Source organism: Pseudomonas sp. FFPRI_1, assembly GCF_055384485.1.
The window spans coordinates 4,897,796-4,917,207 of the sequence record NZ_AP029168.1 but is presented as its reverse complement, the minus strand read 5'-3'; the positions used below and the strand labels follow the sequence as shown (position 1 = coordinate 4,917,207).

Below are 19,412 nucleotides of genomic sequence, written 5' to 3'. Positions count from 1 at the left end.
GCATTCACGCTAGGGGATGCCGGGTGCTCGCCATGGGCGATGGGTGCGAGCCCGTCGGCAGAGTCTTCGATACTGGCTCCGGGCGGCTTTTGCCCCGGAGCCTTTTTCTGGGAGGCGAGCGTTGGGCTTCCATGGCGTGGCGCATGGTTCGCCACCCGCGCGCCTGCTGCTTGCCGTCCAGGTCGTCGACCAGAGACCGGGATGATTACCGTGCCCTGGCGTGGCTCGGGCAGGACTTGCTGCTATACATAGTGACCACCCCCCCGTGCGATTCAGGCGCGGGTTGATTTCAGGGACTGCTCGCTACACCTACAGGAGAGCCTGCGCATGAACCACGAATCCGTTTGCATCGTCGCTGCTGCCCACACCCGCTTCGGACGCCTCGATGGCAGCCTGGAAGACTTGATCGTCGAGGTCACCCGCGACGTCCTGGTGGACGCCGCCATCGATGCCGGGCAGATCGACGCGTTGTATCTCGGGCAGTTCAACTCCGGCCTGGTGCCCGACGGCTTTCCCGCTTCCCTGATGCTCCAGGCCGATCCACAGTTGCGCTTCAAACCTGCCACCCGCTGCGAGAACGCCTGCGCCTCCGGCTCGGCGGCGATCCAGGCCGGGATCAACGCGATCCGCAGCGGCGCCGCCGAACTGGTGCTGGTGGTGGGCGCGGAAAAGATGACCAGCAACAGCACTGCCGAGGTCACCCGGGCCCTGGCCGGTGCCGGTTACCAGAACGATCCGCAGGAGGCCGGCCTGAGCTTTGCGCAACTCTTCGGTCAGGTGGCCCAGCGCTACACCGAGCGCTACCAGAGCCCGCTGGCGGCGATGGCGGCGATCGCGGTGAAGAACCACGCCAATGCCATGGCCAACCCCCTGGCGCAGATGCACCGGGCCATGGACTTTGCCCATTGCAACAGCGTGTCGGCGAGCAACCCGCTGATCGCCGACCCGCTGCGCCTGACCGATTGTTCGCTGATCAGCGACGGCGCGGCAGCGATCATCCTGGCCTCGCCCCGGCGCGCCGCAACGTTTCGCCGTCAGGTGGCGATTCGCGCACTGAGCCAGGTGAATGATTTCCTGCCCATGTCGCAGCGCGACGTGCTGGCCTTCGAAGGTCCGCAACTGGCGATCCAGAGTGCCTTGCACGGTGCTGGAGTGAGCCTGGACGAACTGGGTTTTGCCGAGGTCCATGATTGCTTCACCATCGCCGAGTTGTTGATCTACGAAGCCATGGGCCTGGCGCCCAAGGGCGAGGGCCATCGGGCCCTGGACGAGGGTTGGGTGAATGCCGACGGACGCCTGCCGGTGAACCTTTCCGGCGGCCTCAAGGCCAAGGGGCACCCGGTGGGCGCCACCGGGGTGTCGATGCACGCCTTGGGCTTTCGCCAGTTGATCGGCGAGCCCATCGGCCTCCCCGCGCGCTCGCCGGAGTTTGGCCTGCTGTTCAACATGGGCGGCATGGCGGTGGCCAACTACGCCTCGGTGTTGCAGGCCGTCAGAGTGTGAGGGTCAGGACCCCTGCGGCTTCCAGCATGCCGCAGGGGGCGCCAGGCTGGCACAGGCCGGTTTAGAGATGTACAGCGGGCCTGGCGGTTTGCGGCTCACTGCGCTGTTGCGGGTTTTGATGCAGTGGCGGGTATAGGTGTGCATCTGGTTGAGCCGTAAGCTGCGTAGCCCCTTGGGACAGATCAACAGCGTTTCACCGAAAGAGAACAGCTGAAAGCCCTGGATCTCCAGGTGGCGCTGCGAGGTCAGGCGGGTACTCCACATCAGCGGGTCCAGGTCATGCAGTTCGAGATCGTCCAGCAGGACGAAGCGTTCGATTCCGTCCTGGCGCACATCCAGCCCCCCGGCCGCCTTGTAGGTGATCTGGCTCATGGCCCCGGGCAGTACAAACAGAACCGCCAGGGCAATCATTACCACCGACAGGGCTGAATACAGGACCCGTTTGTAGAGGCTTCCGATCTTGCGGTAGAAAATCACCACCGGCAGCAACGTCAGGACCAGTATCAGCAGCGTCAACACTGCCACGTAGTGTGGAGAGTCACTGCTCACTTCGTTCACGTAGGCATTGAGTATCACCAGGATGGGGATAATAGCCGCGCAGAACGTGCCCAGCAGACAGATCATCAACACCACTAGAAAGTCAGTTTTGTCTCTGGTGGGCGTCAGGTTTTCTTTAATCAGCTGTTTGAATCCAGGGTGTGACAGCAGGCCTCCGCAACTGAGCAGAAACAGCGCCAGCAGCACAAGCAGGGATTGCCACTCCGGCAGCCAGCCAGGATCGTAATAAATGATAAAGACATATCCCGAGAATCCCACCAGGAACGGAGGGATCAGCCACAACACCACATCCTTCAGGCGTTCCGGGGTTCTGTGAAACAGGCTGGTGGATATCCCGAACAGCAGGGAGGTGACGGTTAGCAGAAACACAAACATGCTCATGAGCACCAGCACGATGACCAGCCAGATCACCAGTGCCGATTTCGCATCGACCGATGCCATGAACAGGTCGGTGCGACCAATTGCTCGGGTGTACATGTACAGGCTGATCAACCCCAAGCCGGCGGCGCCCAAGCCCATGACTGTGCCAATCTGGCCCCAGTAGGTGAGCACGCGCTTGAGACTCTTGCGCAAGACTTCTTTAAAACTGGGTTCTGCGACTTGCATGCTGGCACTCCTTGGCGACATGGATGGCGCGGAAGTAGAGCAAGACCGCAGGGTGTGTGTCGATGTTTTTGCGTCCAGTGCCGTTGGCGCAAGTGCCATCCTTGGCACTGTCTCGCTTCAGCGCGGGTAGGCCGCCTGACCATGAACCCGCCCCTTGCGCCCGGCCGTCAGGCGGTAGGCAATCCCCAGCCAGATGAACCACGCCGGCATCACGCACAGCGCCAGGCGGGTGTCCGGGCGCAGGGCCAGCAGCCCCAGGACGAACAGCAGGAAGGCCAGGGCGAAGCCGGCCATGGGCACGCCGCCGGGCATTTTGTAGCGCGAGCGGGCGTGCAGTTCCGGGTGCTTTTTGCGGTAGGCAATGTAGGACGCAAGGATGGTCGACCAAGTGAAGATCACCAGGATCGCCGACACCGTGGACACCAGGGTGAAGGCCGTCATCACCTCGGGGACGATGTACAGCAGCAGGACTCCCAGCAGCATCAGCAAGGCACTGAAGGCCAGGCTGGCGACCGGCACGCTATGGCGCGACAGGCGCTTGAACAGGCGGGGGGCGTTGCCCTGGTCGGCCAGGCCGAAGAGCATGCGGCTGGCGGAAAACACCCCGCTGTTGGCCGAGGACGCGGCGGAGGTCAGCACCACGAAATTGACCATGCCCGCCGCCGCCGGGAAGCCGGCAATCAGGAACAGCTCGACGAACGGGCTCTTGTTCGGCGACACCTGCTGCCAGGAGGTCACGGCAATGATGCAGGCCAGGGCCAGCACGTAGAACAGGATGATCCGCAGCGGGATCGCGTTGATGGCCTTGGGCAGGGTGCGGTGAGGGTCGCGGGTTTCCGCCGCGGCTGTGCCGATCAGCTCGGTGCCGGCGAAGGAGAAGATCGCCATCTGGAAGCCGGCGAAGAACCCCAGCAGGCCATTGGGAAAGGCTGCCTGGCGATCTAGCAAGTGCCCCAGGGAGGCGGTCACGCCGGAGGGTGAGACGAAGGCCGTGGCGATCAGCACCAGGCTGACGCCGATCAGGGTGACCACGGCAATGATCTTGATGATGGCGAACCAGAACTCCACTTCACCGAACAGCTTCACCGTGAGCACATTGAGGGCGAACAGGGTCAGCATCATGGCCACTGCCGGCATCCAGGCCGGCACCTGGGGAAACCAGTACTGGAAGAAGCCGCCCACCACCACCGCATCGCCTACCACCGCCACGCTCCAGCTCAGCCAGTAGGACCAGCCGAGAAAGAACGCCGCGCGCGGTCCCAGGTAGGCGCCGGCGAAGTCGGCGAAACTCTTGAACGACAGGTTCGACAGCAGCAGCTCGCCCATGGCGCGCATCACCAGGTACACGAACAGGCCGATGATCATGTAGATCAGGATGATCGAGGTGCCGGACATGGCGATGATCTTGCCCGAGCCCATGAACAGCCCGGTGCCAATGGCGCCGCCCATGGCCATGAGCTGGATGTGACGGTTGTGCAGGGTGCGTTGCAGCGCCGGGCGTGCCGGGGCCGGGAGCGGATCTGGAGTCATCTCAAAACCTCTTGGTCTTATAGTTGTCGAGTTTTGGCAGGAGCAGGTACGAGGGGGCAGGGGTTGTTGTTTCGGTGCAGCAAGGTCGGGGGCTGCGGTGAGTCGGGCGCCGTGCCGGGCGCCCGGTTCAACTGCCCGTCAGCCGGCGGCGATCTGGCGCGGCACGCTTGCTGCCGGCGCCACCGATGCTTCAGGGCTCGGCGCAATCAGTTGGTACAGGTCCTTGATGTCGCTCGGCGTGGGCACCAGGTGGATCGGCTCGCCGATGGCGTGTTCCCGGGCCAGGTCATGCAGGTAGCGCAGGGACGAGAAGTCTTCCAGGGCAAAGCCCACCGAGTCGAACACCGTGATCTGCTCGGCCCCTTGCCGGCCCGGCTCCAGGCCCTGGGCGATGCGGAAGTACTCGGTCACCGGGAAGTCCTTGGGCAGTTGCTGGACGTCGCCTTCGATACGGGTCTGGGGTTCGAACTCGACGATCACCCGGGCCCTGCGCAGGATCTCGGCGTGCAACTCGGTCTTGCCCGGGCAGTCGCCGCCCACGGCATTGAGGTGCATCCCGGGCTCGATCAGGTCGGGGGTGAGGATGGTGGCGTAAGCCTTGTCCGCGGTCACCGTGGTGACAATGTCCGCGCCCTTCACCGCCTCGCGCACCGAGTGGGCGACGATGACCTCAAGGTCCGGCCAGGCCTGCAGGTTGTGCTTGAGCTTGCGGGACGCGGCAGCATCGATGTCGAAAATCCGCAACTGCTTGATGCCGAGCATTTCATGGAAGGCGATGGCCTGGAATTCGCTCTGGGCGCCGTTGCCGATCAAGGCCATGCAGCGTGACTCCGGGCGCGCCAGGGACTGGGCCACCAGGGCCGAGGTGGCGGCCGTGCGCACTGCCGTGGTCAGGGTCAGTTCACTGAGCAGCAGCGGGTAGCCGCTGTCGACATCCGCCAGCACGCCGAAGGCCATCACCGTCAGCAACTGTCGGGCGGGGTTGCCCGGATGGCCGTTGACGTACTTGAAGGCGTACTGGCGGCCGTCGTCGGCGGGCATCAGCTCGATGACCCCGGTGGCCGAGTGGTTGGCGGTGCGCGGGGATTTTTCGAAGGCGTCCCAGCGCTGGTAGTCGGCCTGGATGTACCCGGCCATTTCGCGGATCGCCCGGCCAATGCCCAGGCGTGAATACAAGGTCGCGGCGTGATCGACATCGATGAACAAGGTCATGTTGATTTCCCTCTCGTCAGAACGTTGAAAATGGCTGGAAGCCTGGTTGTGATGGGCTAGCGGTCGGCATGGCCGTGCAGCACGTTGACCGCGTTGATGCCGATCTCGTCCACCATGTAGCCGCCCTCCATGACGAACAGCGTCGGCACGCCCACGCTGGCGATGACCTGGCCCATGGCGAGGAAATCCTGGCTTTCGAGAAGGAAGTGGCTGATGGGGTCGTCCTTGAAGGTGTCCACGCCCAGGGACACCACCAGCAGCTCCGGGGCGAACGCCCGCAGTTGCTTGCAGGCCTGCGTCAGTGCCTCGCGGTAGCGCGGCCAGGTGGTGTTTTTTGCCAGGGGAAGGTTCAGGTTGCAGCCTTCGCCGGCCCCTGCGCCGCGCTCGTCGGCAAACCCCGAGTAGTAGGGGTAGGACACGGCCGGATCGCCGTGCAGCGAGACGAACAGCACGTCGCTGCGATCGTAGAAGATGTTCTGGGTGCCGTTGCCGTGGTGGAAGTCCACGTCCAGCACCGCGACTCGCCGGGCGCCCTGGGTGATGGCGTGCTGCGCGGCGATGGCGGCGTTGTTCAGGTAGCAGTAGCCGCCCATGTATTCCCGGGCGGCGTGATGGCCCGGCGGGCGGCACAGGGCAAAGGCGCTGTCCTGGCCTTCGCCGATCAGGGCCAGGCCGGTGAGGGCGATGTCGGCACTGGTACATACGGCCTCCCAGGTGGTGGCGGTGATCGGCGAGCCGGCATCCATGGCGAAAAAGCCGAGCTTGCCGTCGATGACTTCGGGCACCTGCTGGTTGGCCAGGTCGCGCACCGGCCACACCAGGGGCAGGGCGTCATGGCGGCGGCCGCTGGCGCTCCATTCGCTCCAGGCATGTTCCAGGAAGGCCACGTAGCGTTCGCTGTGGGCGGCGACGTAGCAGGAACGCTCGAAGCGCCGCGGCGCGATGATCTCGCCGAGTCCCACGTGCCTGACTCGGTCGCGGACCGTATCGGCCCGGCTGGGTTGCTCGAACGACGGCTTGAGAACGCCATCCTTCAACTCGGTGCCATGGTGCAGGCGATGGGACTCGCTGAAGACGGTAAGCATGCTGAACGCATCCATTGTTATTGTCCGGTGCAAATATTTTGTTCCGGCATGGCTGCGATTTCTTTGCTTTTTGTTCTTGGGAAATGAGAGATTTGGGTAATATTTTTCCCGTTGGTGGCCTGATATGAAAAAAACAACTCGGCAGGTAAGCCTGGACGATACCGACCTGGCGATCCTTTCGCTGCTGCAGCAGGACGCGAGCATTTCCAATGCCGAGCTCAGCGAGCGCCTGTCCCTGAGCCTCACGCCCTGCTGGCGCCGGCGCAAGCGCATGGAGGAGGAGGGGGTGATCAGGGATTACCAGGCCAACCTCGACCGACGCCTGCTGGGGCTGGACATCCTGGCGTTCGTGCATGTGCGATTCGCCACTCACTCCGACCAGACCCCCGACGCCTTCGAGGAGGTGATCATGCGCCTGCCCGAGGTCCAGTCCTGTCACAAGATCACCGGCGACGCCGACTACCTGCTGCAGGTGCTGGCCCAGGACCTGGACAGCTACAGCGATTTTGTCGAGCAGGTGCTCAGGCGCCAGCCCGGCATTGCCTCGATCCAGTCGAGCCTGGCCCTGCGCGAGGTCAAGGCCACCAGCCGCGTGGCGATCGGGCTGCCCACGTCCAGGTGAGTGCGCTCACCCGCCGTTGGCCGGCCCGGGCGCAGGCATCGCCAGCGAGCAAGGGAGGCATCGGCCTGCTTCAGGCCCTTACTGGAACTCGCCGGACTCCAGGCAGAAGGCTACCAGGGCCTGGTCGCTGTCCAGGCTGAGCTTGCGGATCGCCGAGATCTTCTGCGCGCTGACGGTCTTGACGCTGCGCTTGAGGTTGGCGGCTATCTGCATCATCGACTCGCCCCGCACGAAATGCCGCAGCACCTCGTACTCCTTGGGCGTGAGGCTGCGCAGGCCGTCGGCCATGGAGCGCAGCGGCGGATTGTGCGGCTCGTGCTGCTGCAGGCTCGGCGGATGGTGGATGCGCCCGAGCCGGACGTTCTGCAGGGCGCAGAGCAACTCGCTCATGTCGTGGCGCTTGAGCAGCACCGAGCGCACGCCGATGTCGTACAGCGCGGCGACGATCATCGGGTTGGACATCATGGTCAGCACCAGCACCTGGACCCGTGGAAAGTGGCGGATGAGGTAGGTCACCAGGCGAATGCCGTCGCCGAATATCTCGTCGCCCTCCATGAAGTAGTCGGTGATCACCACGTCGATCCGTGGGTCGTCCGAGAGTTGCTGGATCAGGGCACTGGGGGTGGTCACGGCAGCCACCACCTGGTATTCGCGGGTCTTGTTCAACAGGTCGCTGACGGCAGCGAGCACTACGGGATGATCGTCGGCCAAGGCAACTCGGATTTTTTTCATGGTGGACACGATCCATTTTTCTATAGGAAATACGCAGAGGTGCGGGAAGTGCGAGCGGTCAGTCGGGCTGGCTGATGTCCTGCAAGGCGTGCAGCAGCGCCAGGCTATGCGTGCGTTTGGTGGCCGTCAAACCACTCTGGCGCAGGCCTTGTTCCAGGGCTTCCAGCTGCTGGATCAGCGCCGGGTAGCCGGCCACGGCCAGGGATCCACGGATCCGGTGCAGCAGCTGGAAGAGGCGTTCGTAGTCCTGCCTGTCGAGCGCCTGGTGCAATTGTTCGAGATCGACCGTCATGGTGCTGACGAAGAGCTCCCGCAGGTTCCCCGGCAAGGCCCCGGGGGGCGCTGAGGGAGGCGATGCTGGCAAGGGCAGCGGGGGTTGATCGTCCAGCGCCGCATCGAGGCTGGACAGCCGGGCCAGGCTGGCGCGCAGGGTCTGCAGGGGGACGGGCTTGACCAGCCAGGCATCCATGCCGGCGGCCTGGCAGCGGGTTTCCTCTTCGCACATGGCGTTGGCGGTGATGCCGATGATGGGACGGTCATCCCCCGCGGCGCGCAGGGCGCTGGCCAGTTCGTAGCCGTTCATGCGGGGCATGTTGACGTCGGTCAGCAGCAGGTCATAGTCGCCCACCCGCCACAGGTCGAGGGCTTGTGCGCCATCGGCAGCCAGGGTGCTGTGGCAGCCCAGTTGCTGCAATTGCTGGCTCAGGGTTGCCTGGTTGATCGGATTGTCTTCGGCCACCAGCACGTTCAGGCGCAGCGGCGGCAGGGTCGCGAGGTCCAGGGCCTGTTCCTCGGGGCCCGCGGCATTGCGCGGTTCGCGCCCCAGGGTGCGTTCGATCAGGCGGCCAATGGCGTCGAAGCCACAGGCTTCGGCCAGGCCTGCCCCCGAGGCCTGGCCATGGCTGGCGAGGTCGATTCGGATCAGGCCCGTGTCCAGGTCCTCGGCGGGTTCGCAGCTGTCGTCGAACAGCCGCAGAAGGATCCCCGGGTCATGGGGCCCGGGAGTCGAGCCGTCAAGGGGCGTGGCCCGGGCTCCCCACTTTTCCAACCATTGGCACAGGTTGCGGGTGAGTTCGTGATGGGGGCTTTGCACATGGACCCGGGCGCCATCGAGTGCTGGCGCAGGCTCGGTGAGAGGCTCGGCCACCACCGGCAGTGCAAGCTGCAGGGAGAAGCTGCTGCCCAGCCCCAGCTCGCTGGTCACGCGGATCTGCCCGTGCATCAAAGCCGCCAGCCTGGCGCAGATGGACAGGCCCAGGCCGGCGCCATGCACGGTGTGGGAGTGAGCATCGATCTGATAGAAGGGGATGAACAACTGCTCCTGTTCTTCCTTGCCAATGCCGATGCCGGTGTCCGCCACCTGCAGGCACAGCATGACCTGCCCCTGGCTGGCCTGTTCGGCGCGGGCACGGACTATCACCTGCCCCGAGTGGGTGAACTTGACCGCGTTGCTGATCAGGTTGGTGAGGATCTGGCTGATCCGCCCGGCATCGCCGAGCAGGGCCGGTGGCAGCGTCGGATCGACCAGGGAAAACAGCAGCAGCCCCTTGTTCCGGGCGCTGTCGATGAAGCTGGCGGTACAGCGCTGCACCAGGGCCCGTGGATCGAACGATTGGCGGCTCAGGGACAACTGGCCGGATTCGATGCGGGTGATGTCGAGGATGTCGCTGATGATCTGCAGCAGCAGCCCGGAAGACACCTGGATGCGTTCGAGCAACTGCTGCTGCTCGCCGTCCAGGTGGGTCAGGCCCATCAGTTCCAGTGAGCCGAGGACACCGTACAGTGGGGTGCGGATCTCGTGGCTCATGGTGGCGAGAAACACCGACTTGGCGCTGTTGGCCTTGTCGGCCGCCTGTTTCGCCTGGGTCAGTTGGTGTTCCATCTGGGCCCGTGCACTGAGGTCGGCAAAGGCACAGATCAGCACTTCCTGGTTGCGGTAGCGGGTCGGCGTGTAGGCAATGTAGAACGAACGGCCGTCGCGGCTCTGGTAGTTCTCGACCTCGCCGGGCTCCCTGGCCTGGCTGATGCGCTCCAACAACGAAGGCTCCAGCCCGCTGTCACTGAGCTCCCGTCCCGTCCGGGCGCAGAACCACGTGAGGGCCAGGTGGTTGGCGAAGACCACGTGGCTGTGCTCGCGGCTGAGCACGCACAGGGCCACGGGGGTGGTCTCCAGCAAGGTACGGCTGAACTGATCGCTTTCCACCAGTTCGGTGTGGGCCCGCTGCGCCGGGAGTATCACTCGTCGCTGGTACCAGCGGGCATAGACGCGGCCGGCCAGGGGGCTGAGCAGCAGCAGGAGGAGGACGCCGAGCAGGGGCCAGGGGTGGCCAAGGAAAAGGGTCCGGTAGCTCAGCAGGTAATAGCCGGTCCAGTTCGCGCCAGCATCGTCGATCCGGAACAGCAGGCCGTCGCTGCGCAGGTTGATCCCGCGGCTGATGGTCGTGGGCAAGGGGGATTCGCCCATCAGCAGGCCGTCGCGTCGGCTTTGCAGCCAGAAGGCATCGTAGAAGTACCGTTGCTGCGGCCGGGCAAAGACATTGATGCGCTGGCGGTGGGTGAGGGCGGCGGCAAAGGCGTTGCCGCTCTCGACCCCGTCGCCGAGGGCCAGGTTGTGCAGCGGGACGACGGCGATCATGTGCTCTGCAAAGCCCTTCGGGCGGATCCAGTGGATGCCGTCGCTGCGGGGGGCGCTGGTGCGTATCGCGTTGATGCTGGCCAAGACCAGGGACGCAGGCAACTGGGGCAGGCTGCTGCCGATGGTGGGCACGGTGAAGGTGGTGCCGGTGCCGGCGTCTACCACCAGCAGCACCGAGGCGGGAAAGCTGGAGCGCACCCAGAAACTGGAATACAGGTCCGCCAGGTAGCGCCCGAGCCCCGCGGCCCGGTCATTGTTCAGTGGGCAGTGCTCGAGGTCCTCGCAGACCAGGGTAAAGGGGGTGTCCACCGCCGACGGTGTGCCCTGGAACAGGGCCATGCCCAAGGCATGGGCGGGCTCCATGGGCCGAAAGGTGCGCACCGAGTTGGTGGGGACGCTGGTGTCCTCGAGCACCGGCTCGCTGAGCAGGCGCTTGAGCAGGGCCTCCTGTTCGGCCATGTAGCGGGTCAGCAGCTCGAAATCCACGGTGATCCGTTCCTGTTCCTGCTGGATGATCCGCCGACCGCCGAGGAACAGCGCGCTTCCCATGAACAGCAGTAGCGGCAGAATGACGAACAGCACGAGGTTCAGTCGCCGGAAGTTTTGCGCGATGCGTCGTAGTGGGGTATCTGGCATGGGGGAGGGGACGCTGGCCGGATGGATGAGGAAAAAGGTGGTACCGCAGTGCATCCCAGCAGTTGTGTAAAAGCGTCCAGCTCCAGTGCCGGAGAAATAAGGTAGCCCTGGGCGCTGTCGCAGCCGATGTGCCGCAGGAACTCCAGATCACGGGCCGATTCTACACCTTCAGCCACCACTTCAAGGCCCAGCTGCCGTCCGAGCTGTACCGCGGCCATCAAGGCCGCGGCCCGGGAATCGTCGGCTGCTGCGCCATGGACGAAGTGGCGATCGATCTTCATTTCGGTAAACGGCGTGGAGATCAGGCTGTACATCGAACTGTAGCCCATGCCGAAGTCGTCCTGGGCCAGGCCGAAGCCTTTGAGGCGCAGGCGACTGGCGCCCATGTGGTATTGGCCGGGGGACAAGGGCCGCTCGGTCTCCAGCAGTTCAAAACAGATATCGCTGGTGGCCAGCCCCGAGGCGAGGGTGATCTGTTGCAGCAGGTCCGGCAGCTCGGGGTCGTCCAGCAACCCGGTGGGCAGGTTCACCGATACCGTGATGCGGTAGCCCAGGTGCTGCCAGTGCTGCTGCGCCTTGATGGCATCGTCGAGCATCAGCAGCAACAGCTCGCGATCCAGCTGGCAGCGGCTGATGGACGCCAGGAAGGAATCGGGCATGAGCAAGCCGAAGGACGGGTTGTGCCAGCGCACCAGGGCCTCGGCCCCGACGATCAGGCCACTGCACAGCGAGCGGCGTGGCTGGAAACGGGCCTGCAGTTCATGGCGCTCGATGGCGTGTTCCAGGGCCTGGCGATCAAACACCGAGGCGTGCTCGAGCCGGGGCGGCTGGGAGCCACCGGTGCCAATGATGGCGCTGAGCTGGACGATGTGCGCCGCTTCCAGGGGCTTGGGAAAGCTGCCCAGCACCGCCAGGCCCTGCTCCTTGGCCATCAGGCTGACGCTGTTCATCAACCGTCGCGGGCAAGAGGAGACGATCGCCAGCATCGGTACCTGCTCGATGCCGGCCAGGGCATGGATGAACTGCACACCGTCCATTTCCGGCATGTGCAGGTCCACCAGCACCAGGTCGTAGACCTGCTGGTTCAGCATGGCCAGGGCCTGGCGCGCATCGAGGGCGCTGTCCACCGGACCGAAGCCGGCGTCCTGCAGCAGTTGGCGGGCGCGCATGCAGTGGATCGGGTGGTCGTCCAGCACCAGGACACGCAGGGGCTTGGGCATGCTCACATGACTTTCCTCTTGATGGATTGCAGGACTTCGCTCAGGGCGTCGAGCGGCACCGGCTTGATCAGCAGATGGCGGATTCCGGCAGCCTCGCAATGGCTGCGCAGTGTCGGGGAGAGTTCCCCGGTAATACCGATGATCGGACCGTCAAAGCCCCGCTCACGCAGGGTGCGGGCGAACGACAGGCCGTCCATGTGCTCCATCTGCAAGTCGGTCAGGACCCCATCGAAGGACAGCAGGTCGCTGCACTTCAAGGCTTCGATGGCACTGGCACAGGCCACGACCCGATTGCCCAGGTAGCGGCCCTGTTGAACGATCACCTGCAGGGCCAGGGGGCTGTCGTCCACCGCCAGCAGCTTCAGGTCCAGGCCCGGCGCCAGGGCTGCCGGCGGCGCGAAGCGGCGCTCACTGACGATCCCGGACTGGGCCTGGGCCACGGCGTTGCGCAGGCTGTCGAGGCTGAAGGTCCGGGCGATCCAGTGGTCGCCGGCCTGCCGTTGCGGTGGGCCCATGCCGGGGGCATGCATGATCACCCGCGGGCCGGTCCACGACGTCGCCCTTGACGGTCCGAGGAAGGCTTCCACCAGCACCGCCTTGCGTCCCGGGGAGTTGCGGCCGGTGCTGTAGGGCATGGCCAGGGCGCCCCAGCGGCGCAACCAGTGACAGAGGTTGAGGACCACTTCCTGCACATCCCCTTGCACATACACCGGGGTCACGCCCAGGTGCGGCTGTTCGGAATCGATGGCCTCGGTGCAGCTGTGCAGGCGCAGCCTGAAGCTGAAACTGGAGCCCAGGCCCGGTTCGCTGATGGCCGTCAGCGTGCCTTGCATCATGAACGCCAGCCGTTCGCAGATGGCCAGGCCCAGCCCGGTACCCGAGGTCTTCTGGCCCAGCCAGTTGGGCACGCGGTAGTAGGGCTCGAACAGGCTGACCTGGAATTCCGGGGCGATCCCGGGGCCGGTGTCCACCACCTGGAAGCGCAATTGCGCAGCTTGCTCGGGCAACGGTTCCAGGTGCAGGCGCAGCACCACATGGCCGGACTCGGTGAACTTGATGGCGTTGCTGACCAGGTTGTTGAGGATCTGGCGAATCCGCCCGCCGTCGCCGAGTACCCGCTCCGGCACGTCCGGGTCGAGGACCACATAGAGCCGCAGGCCTTTGCCGCGGGCCCGGGCCGAGTAGCTGAAGGCGACTTCTTCCACCAGTCGCACCGGGGAAAACGGCGCGGTGTCGAGGGTCAGCCGCCCGGACTCGATCAGCGACATGTCGAGGGTGTCGTTGATGGTCCGCATCAGCACCGAGGAGGCTTGCTGCGTGGCTTCCAGGTAGTCGTCCTGTTGGGGCGTGAGGGCCGTGGTACGGAGCATTTCCAGGGAGCCGAGGATGCCGTACATGGGGGTGCGGATCTCATGGCTGAGGGTGCTCAGGAACAGGGTCTTCTCGCGGTTGGCCTGGTCCGACAGCTGCTTGGCTTGGAGCAGCGACTGCTCGGCCAGCTTGAAGTCGGTGATGTCGTTGATGCAGCACAAGACCGCGGCCACGCCGTTGTAGCCGGTCGGGGCGCAGCTCAGTTGTATGAAGCGGCCATCGTCCAGGGCATGGTCGATGGCGCGGGCCTGGGGCAGGGGGGCGTCGAGGATCTGTGCCCGCAGTTCGGGGACCGAGGCCAGCCAGCGCCGGCCCGACTCGTTGGACAGGATCATCCGGCCATTGTCGCGGCGTATCAGGCACAGGCCCACCGGGGCCACCTCGATGAAGCGGCGATTGAGGGAAACGCTGTCGGTCAAGGCGCTGTAGTGACGCACCGAGGGCTCTACCAGACGCAAGCGGATGTAGCGCGCGCCGAGAAACACCACGGCAAACAGCAGCAGGGTCACCAGGCCGGTGGTGGACAGGGACGCTGCACTGTCCTGCAGCAGTTGGCTGATCGGCGCGTAGTACACCAGGCGCCAGCCGGCGTTGCCCACGGACTTGTTGAGCACGATGTAGTCGGGCAGGCCCTGTTGCCGGTGCAGGCCGAAGGAGTCCTCGTTGGCCTGGAAGCGCGACAGGCTGCCGGGGACCTGCCAGGAGTTGCTGTGCAGCACCACCGCACCCTCGGCGTCATAGAGCACGTATTTACCCTGATGCAGCCCCAGGGGATCGAGGGCCAGGTCGATCTCGTTGAACGACAGGCCGAGCCAGCCGTCGGTCGCCAGGTGCAGGTCCAGCGGGCGCAGCAGGTACACCTGTTTGGTGCTGCCGTCCTCGGCGGTGGTCCAGGACCACAGGGTTCGTGCGCCGGGATGCTGCTCCAGCAGCTTCCGTGCGGCTTGCTGATCGAGGGTTTTCAGCCATTGCGGATCGACGCGCGGCTCTCGGCTGCCGGCGGCGCCCGCGCCCGAGACCCCGTGGAGGCCACGGACAATCCCTTGCTCCGGTACCAGGTACAGCAACTGGCTGCGGGTGCTGTCGATCTCCACCAGATCCCATGCGGTGAGAATCAGGGTCCAGTGCGGCAGCGCAGCATTATCACTCAGTGGCCATACGCGTAATTGGTCATTACTTGCAAGAAATTCCTTGTTTCCTGAAGTAAGGCGATTATCGGTAGTGTGCACGGCTGAAGAGATAATCGCCTTGAGCAGACTCTCTCGCTGATTGAAGAACTGCTGTGCGTTAAATGCTGCAGCGTTCATCTGCCGTCGATAGCCGGAGAGGGTTTCATTGAGTGAACCATGAATCACGAAGCCGGCGATGATGAGGATGCTGGACAGCAGGCTGACCATGAACAGACGCAGCAAAACCACCGGGATACGGGGGCCGGAAAAGTGACTGGTGACAGGGGGCAGATGGGCTTGGGTTGGCATTGGCCCATGATAAAGAGAAGATTCTCGGCTTCTCTTCAGAAAATTCTTAATAGAGGGTCTTTAAGAAGATTCTCATTTGTTAGTTGATCTTGTGGGTTAACTATTCAGGCCTCTTGTGCTGTAACACAAAGGCTTGAAAGTTATGAACCTGGTTAAGAAAACGCTAAGTGTGGCGATCAGTTCGGCGCTGTCGGTGCTGACTGTTTCCATCCAGTCCGTGCAGGCGGCCGACTATCAACAAATCGACCTGTCCTCGTCGCAGGGCCAATCCCTGACCCTGGACGATGCACGCGTGGACTTCACCGGATCAGGCGCCGCGGTGCGCGTCAGCGGTGCTCAGAATTCGCTGCAGGGCAAGGGCTTCGACATCCATGCCACGGCGGCCACCACGCGCAATGCGGTGGTGGGGGTGCGGGTGGATAGCGGGGGCAAGGCCGATCTGAGCGACGTGCGGATCACCACCGGTGGCTCCGATGTCGCCGATGGCGCGTTGTCCACGGGGACCGGCAGCCGCTTGACGCTGACCGATGTGCAGATAGAAACCAGCGGCAGCCAAAGCCGTGGGGTGGTCGTCACGGCCGGCGGCCAGGCCGAGTTGTCCGGCGGCTCGATCACCACCTCGGGCAGCCAGGCCGATGCGCTGTCGGCCAGCGACAAGGGGTCTGTGCTCAAGGCGTCGGACATGACCCTGACCACCCAGTCGACGGGCATGGCCCTGGCGGTCAGCGCTTCGAACGGTGCGGCCATCGAGTTGGCAAGAGTGACCGTCAAGTCCGAGGGTTTCATGGGCGCGATGTCGGCTCGCGGGCTGGGCTCCTCCATCAGCGCCGATGGGGTTCACGTCACCGCCAGCAATGGCCGGGGCATCGAGGCCAACAGTGGCGCCCTGACGTTTCGCAATGGCAGCATCGACGCCAAGGGCGATGGCATCATCTTGAGCAGCCTCTACCAGACCCCGGGGGGGACCGCAGTGGTGAGCCACAGCACCATCACCTCGCAGAACGGCTACGGCATCAACGTCAACGCCAACCAGGCCGCTGCCGACCTGGACAGCGTGCAGATCACTACCCTGGGCGACTATGGTTCGGCGATCTGGATGCCGGGCAGCAACACTCGGGTCGACATCAAGGACAGCATTCTGCAGACCCGTGGCCAGCAGGCCGTGGCCATCGACAACCGTGGCGGCGTGTTCACCATGGACGGCGGTTCCATCAGCACCCTGGGCAACAACGCCCATGCCCTGTACGCCTCGCCGGACAACCCCGGCAGCCCAGGCGCGGTGTTCAACGTCAGCCGCGTGCAGATCGAAACCAGCGGCCGGGGCGCCGTTGGGGCACTGGCGCGGATGGCGGGGGCGAAGGTCAGCCTCAGTGACAGCAGCATCGTCACCCACGGCGCTTCCGCCTACGGCCTGTTTGCCTCCGGTCGCGGCGCCAGCGTGCAACTGACCGACAGCCAGGTGCTGACCGAGGGCGAGACGGCCCATGGCCTGGCCATCAGCAACAATGCCACCTCGCAGCTCAAGGGGTCGAGCCTCAAGACCACGGGTGCGGGCGCCAACGGTATCGTCAGCTACGCCACGGGCAGCGGCGTGACGAACAGTGTCGAGGTCGATGGCAGTTGGATCGAGACCCAGGACGGTGCGGGCATCCTGGTCAATGGCGGTGGCCTGAGCACGCGCTTCACCGACAGCACCCTGATCGGCCGCAGCGGCAGCCAGCCAGGCACCGCGCTGTGGATCACCGACCGGGCGGGCGGGGTGCTGGCCGATGCGGTGCAACTGGACGCCGTGCGCTCGAACCTGTTCGGTGATGTGCAGGTGGACGCCGGCAGCTTGCAACTGTCCCTGGCCGACCACTCCAGCCTGGACGGGGCGATCAAGGGGGGCAGCCGTGATACCCAACTGAGCCTGGACGACAGCAGTCGCTGGATGCTGCGCGGTGATTCGCAACTCACCCGCCTGACCAACAACGGCGTGGTGGAGTTTGCCGACCCCGGGCTGGGGGGCGCCTTCAAACAGTTGCAGGTCAGCGGCGACCTTGCCGGCGACGGTCATTACATCATGAACACCGACCTGGGCCAGCAGTTGGGCGACCGCCTGATCGTCGGCGGCCAGGTCACCGGCAACAACGATATCCTGGTGCGCAACTCCGGTGCCGAGCCCGATGCCGAGGGCCAGAGCCTGACCCTGGTGCAAAGCGCCGGCGGCCCGGGCTCGTTCAGCCTGGCCAACCGCGGTGGTGTGGTGGACGCTGGGACCTATCGCTACGGTCTTGCGGCCGACACCCAGGGCAACTGGAACCTGGTCAACGTCGGCCGCAACCAGCCGGAGCCAGGACCGGACAACCTGTCCACTGGCGCCAGCGCGGCGGTCAACAGCAGCGCCATCGCCACCTTGCGGGCCACCTGGGATGCCGAGCGCGCGACCCTGGTGCAACGGGTGGGCGAGCTGCGCCAGGGCAGCGATCGCCAGGGCCTGTGGATCCGCGGTTTCGGCCAGCAGCAGTCCCTGGACAACGGCGTCGGCCGCACCTTTTCCCAGCAAGTGCAGGGCACCCAACTGGGCGTGGACACCCGGCTCGACACCGCCGGCGGCACCCTGGTGCTGGGCGCGCTGGCCGGCTACAGCCAGACCGAGCGCAACTTCAAGAGCGAGGGCAGCGGCAAGCTCGACAGCTACCACCTGGGCGGCTATGCCACCTACCTGGATGACTCGGGCTGGTACACCGACACCTTGCTGACCCTGAACCGCTGGTCCACCCGCCTGGATGTGTGGGGCACTGACGGCGCCAAGGTCTCCGGGCATTCGCGCAGCAAGGGCGCGGGCCTGTCGGTGGAAGCCGGCAAGCAGATCGACTTGGGCGACCGCTGGTTCGTCGAGCCTCAGGTTCAGGTCTCCATGCTCTATGCCCGTTCCGACAACTACCGCCTGGACAACGGCCTGCAGGTGCAGCCCGGCGAAGGCCTGTCGACCCAGATCCGCAGCGGTGCCCGGGCCGGGCGCAACCTGCAGCTGGACAACGGCACGCGCTTGCAGCCCTACCTCAAGGCCGGCTGGATCGAGGACCTGTCGGCGCAGAACAAGGTGCGCACCAATGGCATCGCCAGCCGCCCCGATGGCAGCGGCGGTGGCTGGTACGCCGGGGCTGGGGTGACCGGCGAGCTGAGCCGCAAGCACCAGCTGTATGCCGAGGTCGAGACCAGCGAAGGCTCGAATATCGACCGGCCCTGGGCCGCCAATCTCGGTTACCGCTTCACGTTCTGAGGGGCATTGGTGGTCGCCGCCAATGTCTGGCGCACCCCTTCGGCATAGGACGTCTTGGCGATCGGCCCGAGCAGGCCTTGCAGGGCCGAATCGTCGAGGATCAGCGGCGAGCTGATCAGGTAGTGCATTTCCACCATCTCGCGCAGCAGCGGATCGAACAGCCCCAGCAGGCGCAGCAGGGGCTTGCCGATCACCCGCTGCTTGAAGGGCGCACCGCCGTGCTGCCGGATCAGCTCCAGCAGCTTGCGCTGGCTGGTAACCCCGGCGCCGCCCAGGTGCCAGGTCTTGCCGAAGGCTTCGGGCTGCCGGATCAAGCGGCAGACCACCGGCCCTACATCTGGCACGAAGACAAACTCGTGGGGGCGGTCCAGGGGCCCCACCAGGTTCGCCGTGCCGCCCTGGAGCGCAGCTTGGAATGCACCGTGCAGCAGGCTCTTGTCGACCCCGGGCCCGTAGAAATCCGGCAGGCGCAACACCGTGGCCTGGATCCGCCCCTCGGCATGGGCCTTCCACAGCAGGTCTTCCTGGGCCTTGCGCATGCGGCCCTTGAAGCTGTTGGGCTGGCGCGGATGGTGCTCCGCCACGGGATTGCCCTGGGCCATGCCATAGGGATACACGGTGCCGATCAGCAGGATCCGGCGCACCCCGGCGGCGATGGCGCCGTCCAGGGTCTTGCGCATCAGTTGCGGGTGCAGTTCGAAGCGCCAGTAGTCCACCCCCACCAGGTAGATCAGGGTGTCGATGCCGGCCGCGGCGGCCTCGACCGAGGCGGGCTGGTCCGGGTCCCAGGTGACCGGCTCGGCCAGCGGGTCGGCGCCATAGGCCTGCAGCAGGCTGCTCTGGCTGCGGCCCACCACGCGGTAGGGCTGGCCCTGGCTGCGCAGGGTGCTGGCAATGCTTTGGCCGATGGCGCCAACGGCGCCGAACAGGGCTACTTGGGGCATGGCGGGGTTCCTCGT

Annotated in this window: 12 protein-coding genes; 3 read left to right on the top strand and 9 right to left on the bottom strand. The window is 65.2% G+C overall.

The features are described 5' to 3' along the window. The first annotated feature begins 327 nt into the window (after window positions 1-327). A complete protein-coding gene (locus tag ACZ5BO_RS21790) occupies window positions 328-1,503 on the top strand; it encodes an acetyl-CoA acetyltransferase (protein WP_464696438.1) in 1,176 nt (391 codons plus the stop codon). Window positions 1,504-1,506: 3 nt separating this feature from the next. On the opposite strand, the gene ACZ5BO_RS21785 is transcribed toward ACZ5BO_RS21790, so the two are convergent. The 4 genes from ACZ5BO_RS21785 to ACZ5BO_RS21770 form a co-directional block, all read right to left on the bottom strand. Next, window positions 1,507-2,667 carry a hypothetical protein gene (locus tag ACZ5BO_RS21785; RefSeq protein ID WP_464696437.1) on the bottom strand — a complete coding sequence of 387 codons (1,161 nt, stop codon included), beginning with the start codon at window positions 2,665-2,667 and terminating at the stop codon, window positions 1,507-1,509. Window positions 2,668-2,784: 117 nt separating this feature from the next. Further along, a complete protein-coding gene (locus ACZ5BO_RS21780) occupies window positions 2,785-4,197 on the bottom strand; it encodes an amino acid permease (RefSeq protein WP_025129714.1) in 1,413 nt (470 codons plus the stop codon). Between the two features lie 138 nt (window positions 4,198-4,335). Beyond that, window positions 4,336-5,409 carry an ornithine cyclodeaminase gene (locus tag ACZ5BO_RS21775; protein WP_464696435.1) on the bottom strand — a complete coding sequence of 358 codons (1,074 nt, stop codon included), beginning with the start codon at window positions 5,407-5,409 and terminating at the stop codon, window positions 4,336-4,338. 56 nt (window positions 5,410-5,465) lie between these two features. Further along, window positions 5,466-6,494, bottom strand: a complete 1,029-nt coding sequence (locus ACZ5BO_RS21770) for a histone deacetylase family protein (protein WP_464696434.1) — start codon at window positions 6,492-6,494, stop codon at window positions 5,466-5,468. A 124-nt stretch (window positions 6,495-6,618) separates the two neighbouring features. Between ACZ5BO_RS21770 and ACZ5BO_RS21765 the strand changes: the two genes are divergently transcribed. Further along, window positions 6,619-7,116 (top strand): Lrp/AsnC family transcriptional regulator, encoded by a 498-nt coding sequence (locus ACZ5BO_RS21765; protein ID WP_464696433.1) that lies wholly within the window; start codon window positions 6,619-6,621, stop codon window positions 7,114-7,116. Window positions 7,117-7,194: 78 nt separating this feature from the next. Here ACZ5BO_RS21765 and ACZ5BO_RS21760 read toward each other — a convergent pair whose 3' ends face one another. Genes ACZ5BO_RS21760 through ACZ5BO_RS21745 form a run of 4 tightly spaced genes read right to left on the bottom strand, consistent with a single transcriptional unit; the run spans window position 7,195 to window position 15,188 of the window. Continuing rightward, the gene (locus ACZ5BO_RS21760; RefSeq protein ID WP_025129718.1) at window positions 7,195-7,848 is read right to left on the bottom strand and encodes a response regulator; all 654 of its coding nucleotides are present in this window, start codon (window positions 7,846-7,848) and stop codon (window positions 7,195-7,197) included. Between the two features lie 58 nt (window positions 7,849-7,906). After that, window positions 7,907-11,065 (bottom strand): hybrid sensor histidine kinase/response regulator, encoded by a 3,159-nt coding sequence (locus ACZ5BO_RS21755; protein WP_464696432.1) that lies wholly within the window; start codon window positions 11,063-11,065, stop codon window positions 7,907-7,909. A gap of 5 nt (window positions 11,066-11,070) precedes the next feature. Further along, on the bottom strand, window positions 11,071-12,339 hold the full coding sequence (locus ACZ5BO_RS21750) for an EAL domain-containing response regulator (protein ID WP_464696431.1): 1,269 nt from the start codon (window positions 12,337-12,339) through the stop codon (window positions 11,071-11,073). A gap of 2 nt (window positions 12,340-12,341) precedes the next feature. After that, a complete protein-coding gene (locus ACZ5BO_RS21745) occupies window positions 12,342-15,188 on the bottom strand; it encodes an ATP-binding protein (RefSeq protein WP_464696430.1) in 2,847 nt (948 codons plus the stop codon). A 142-nt stretch (window positions 15,189-15,330) separates the two neighbouring features. Between ACZ5BO_RS21745 and ACZ5BO_RS21740 the strand changes: the two genes are divergently transcribed. Further along, window positions 15,331-18,453 (top strand): autotransporter outer membrane beta-barrel domain-containing protein, encoded by a 3,123-nt coding sequence (locus tag ACZ5BO_RS21740; RefSeq protein ID WP_464696429.1) that lies wholly within the window; start codon window positions 15,331-15,333, stop codon window positions 18,451-18,453. Here ACZ5BO_RS21740 and ACZ5BO_RS21735 read toward each other — a convergent pair. Next, entirely contained in the window at window positions 18,435-19,397 is a 963-nt protein-coding gene (locus ACZ5BO_RS21735; protein WP_464696428.1) for an SDR family oxidoreductase, read from the bottom strand. The genes ACZ5BO_RS21740 and ACZ5BO_RS21735 overlap by 19 nt on opposite strands. Between the last annotated feature and the right edge of the window lie 15 nt (window positions 19,398-19,412).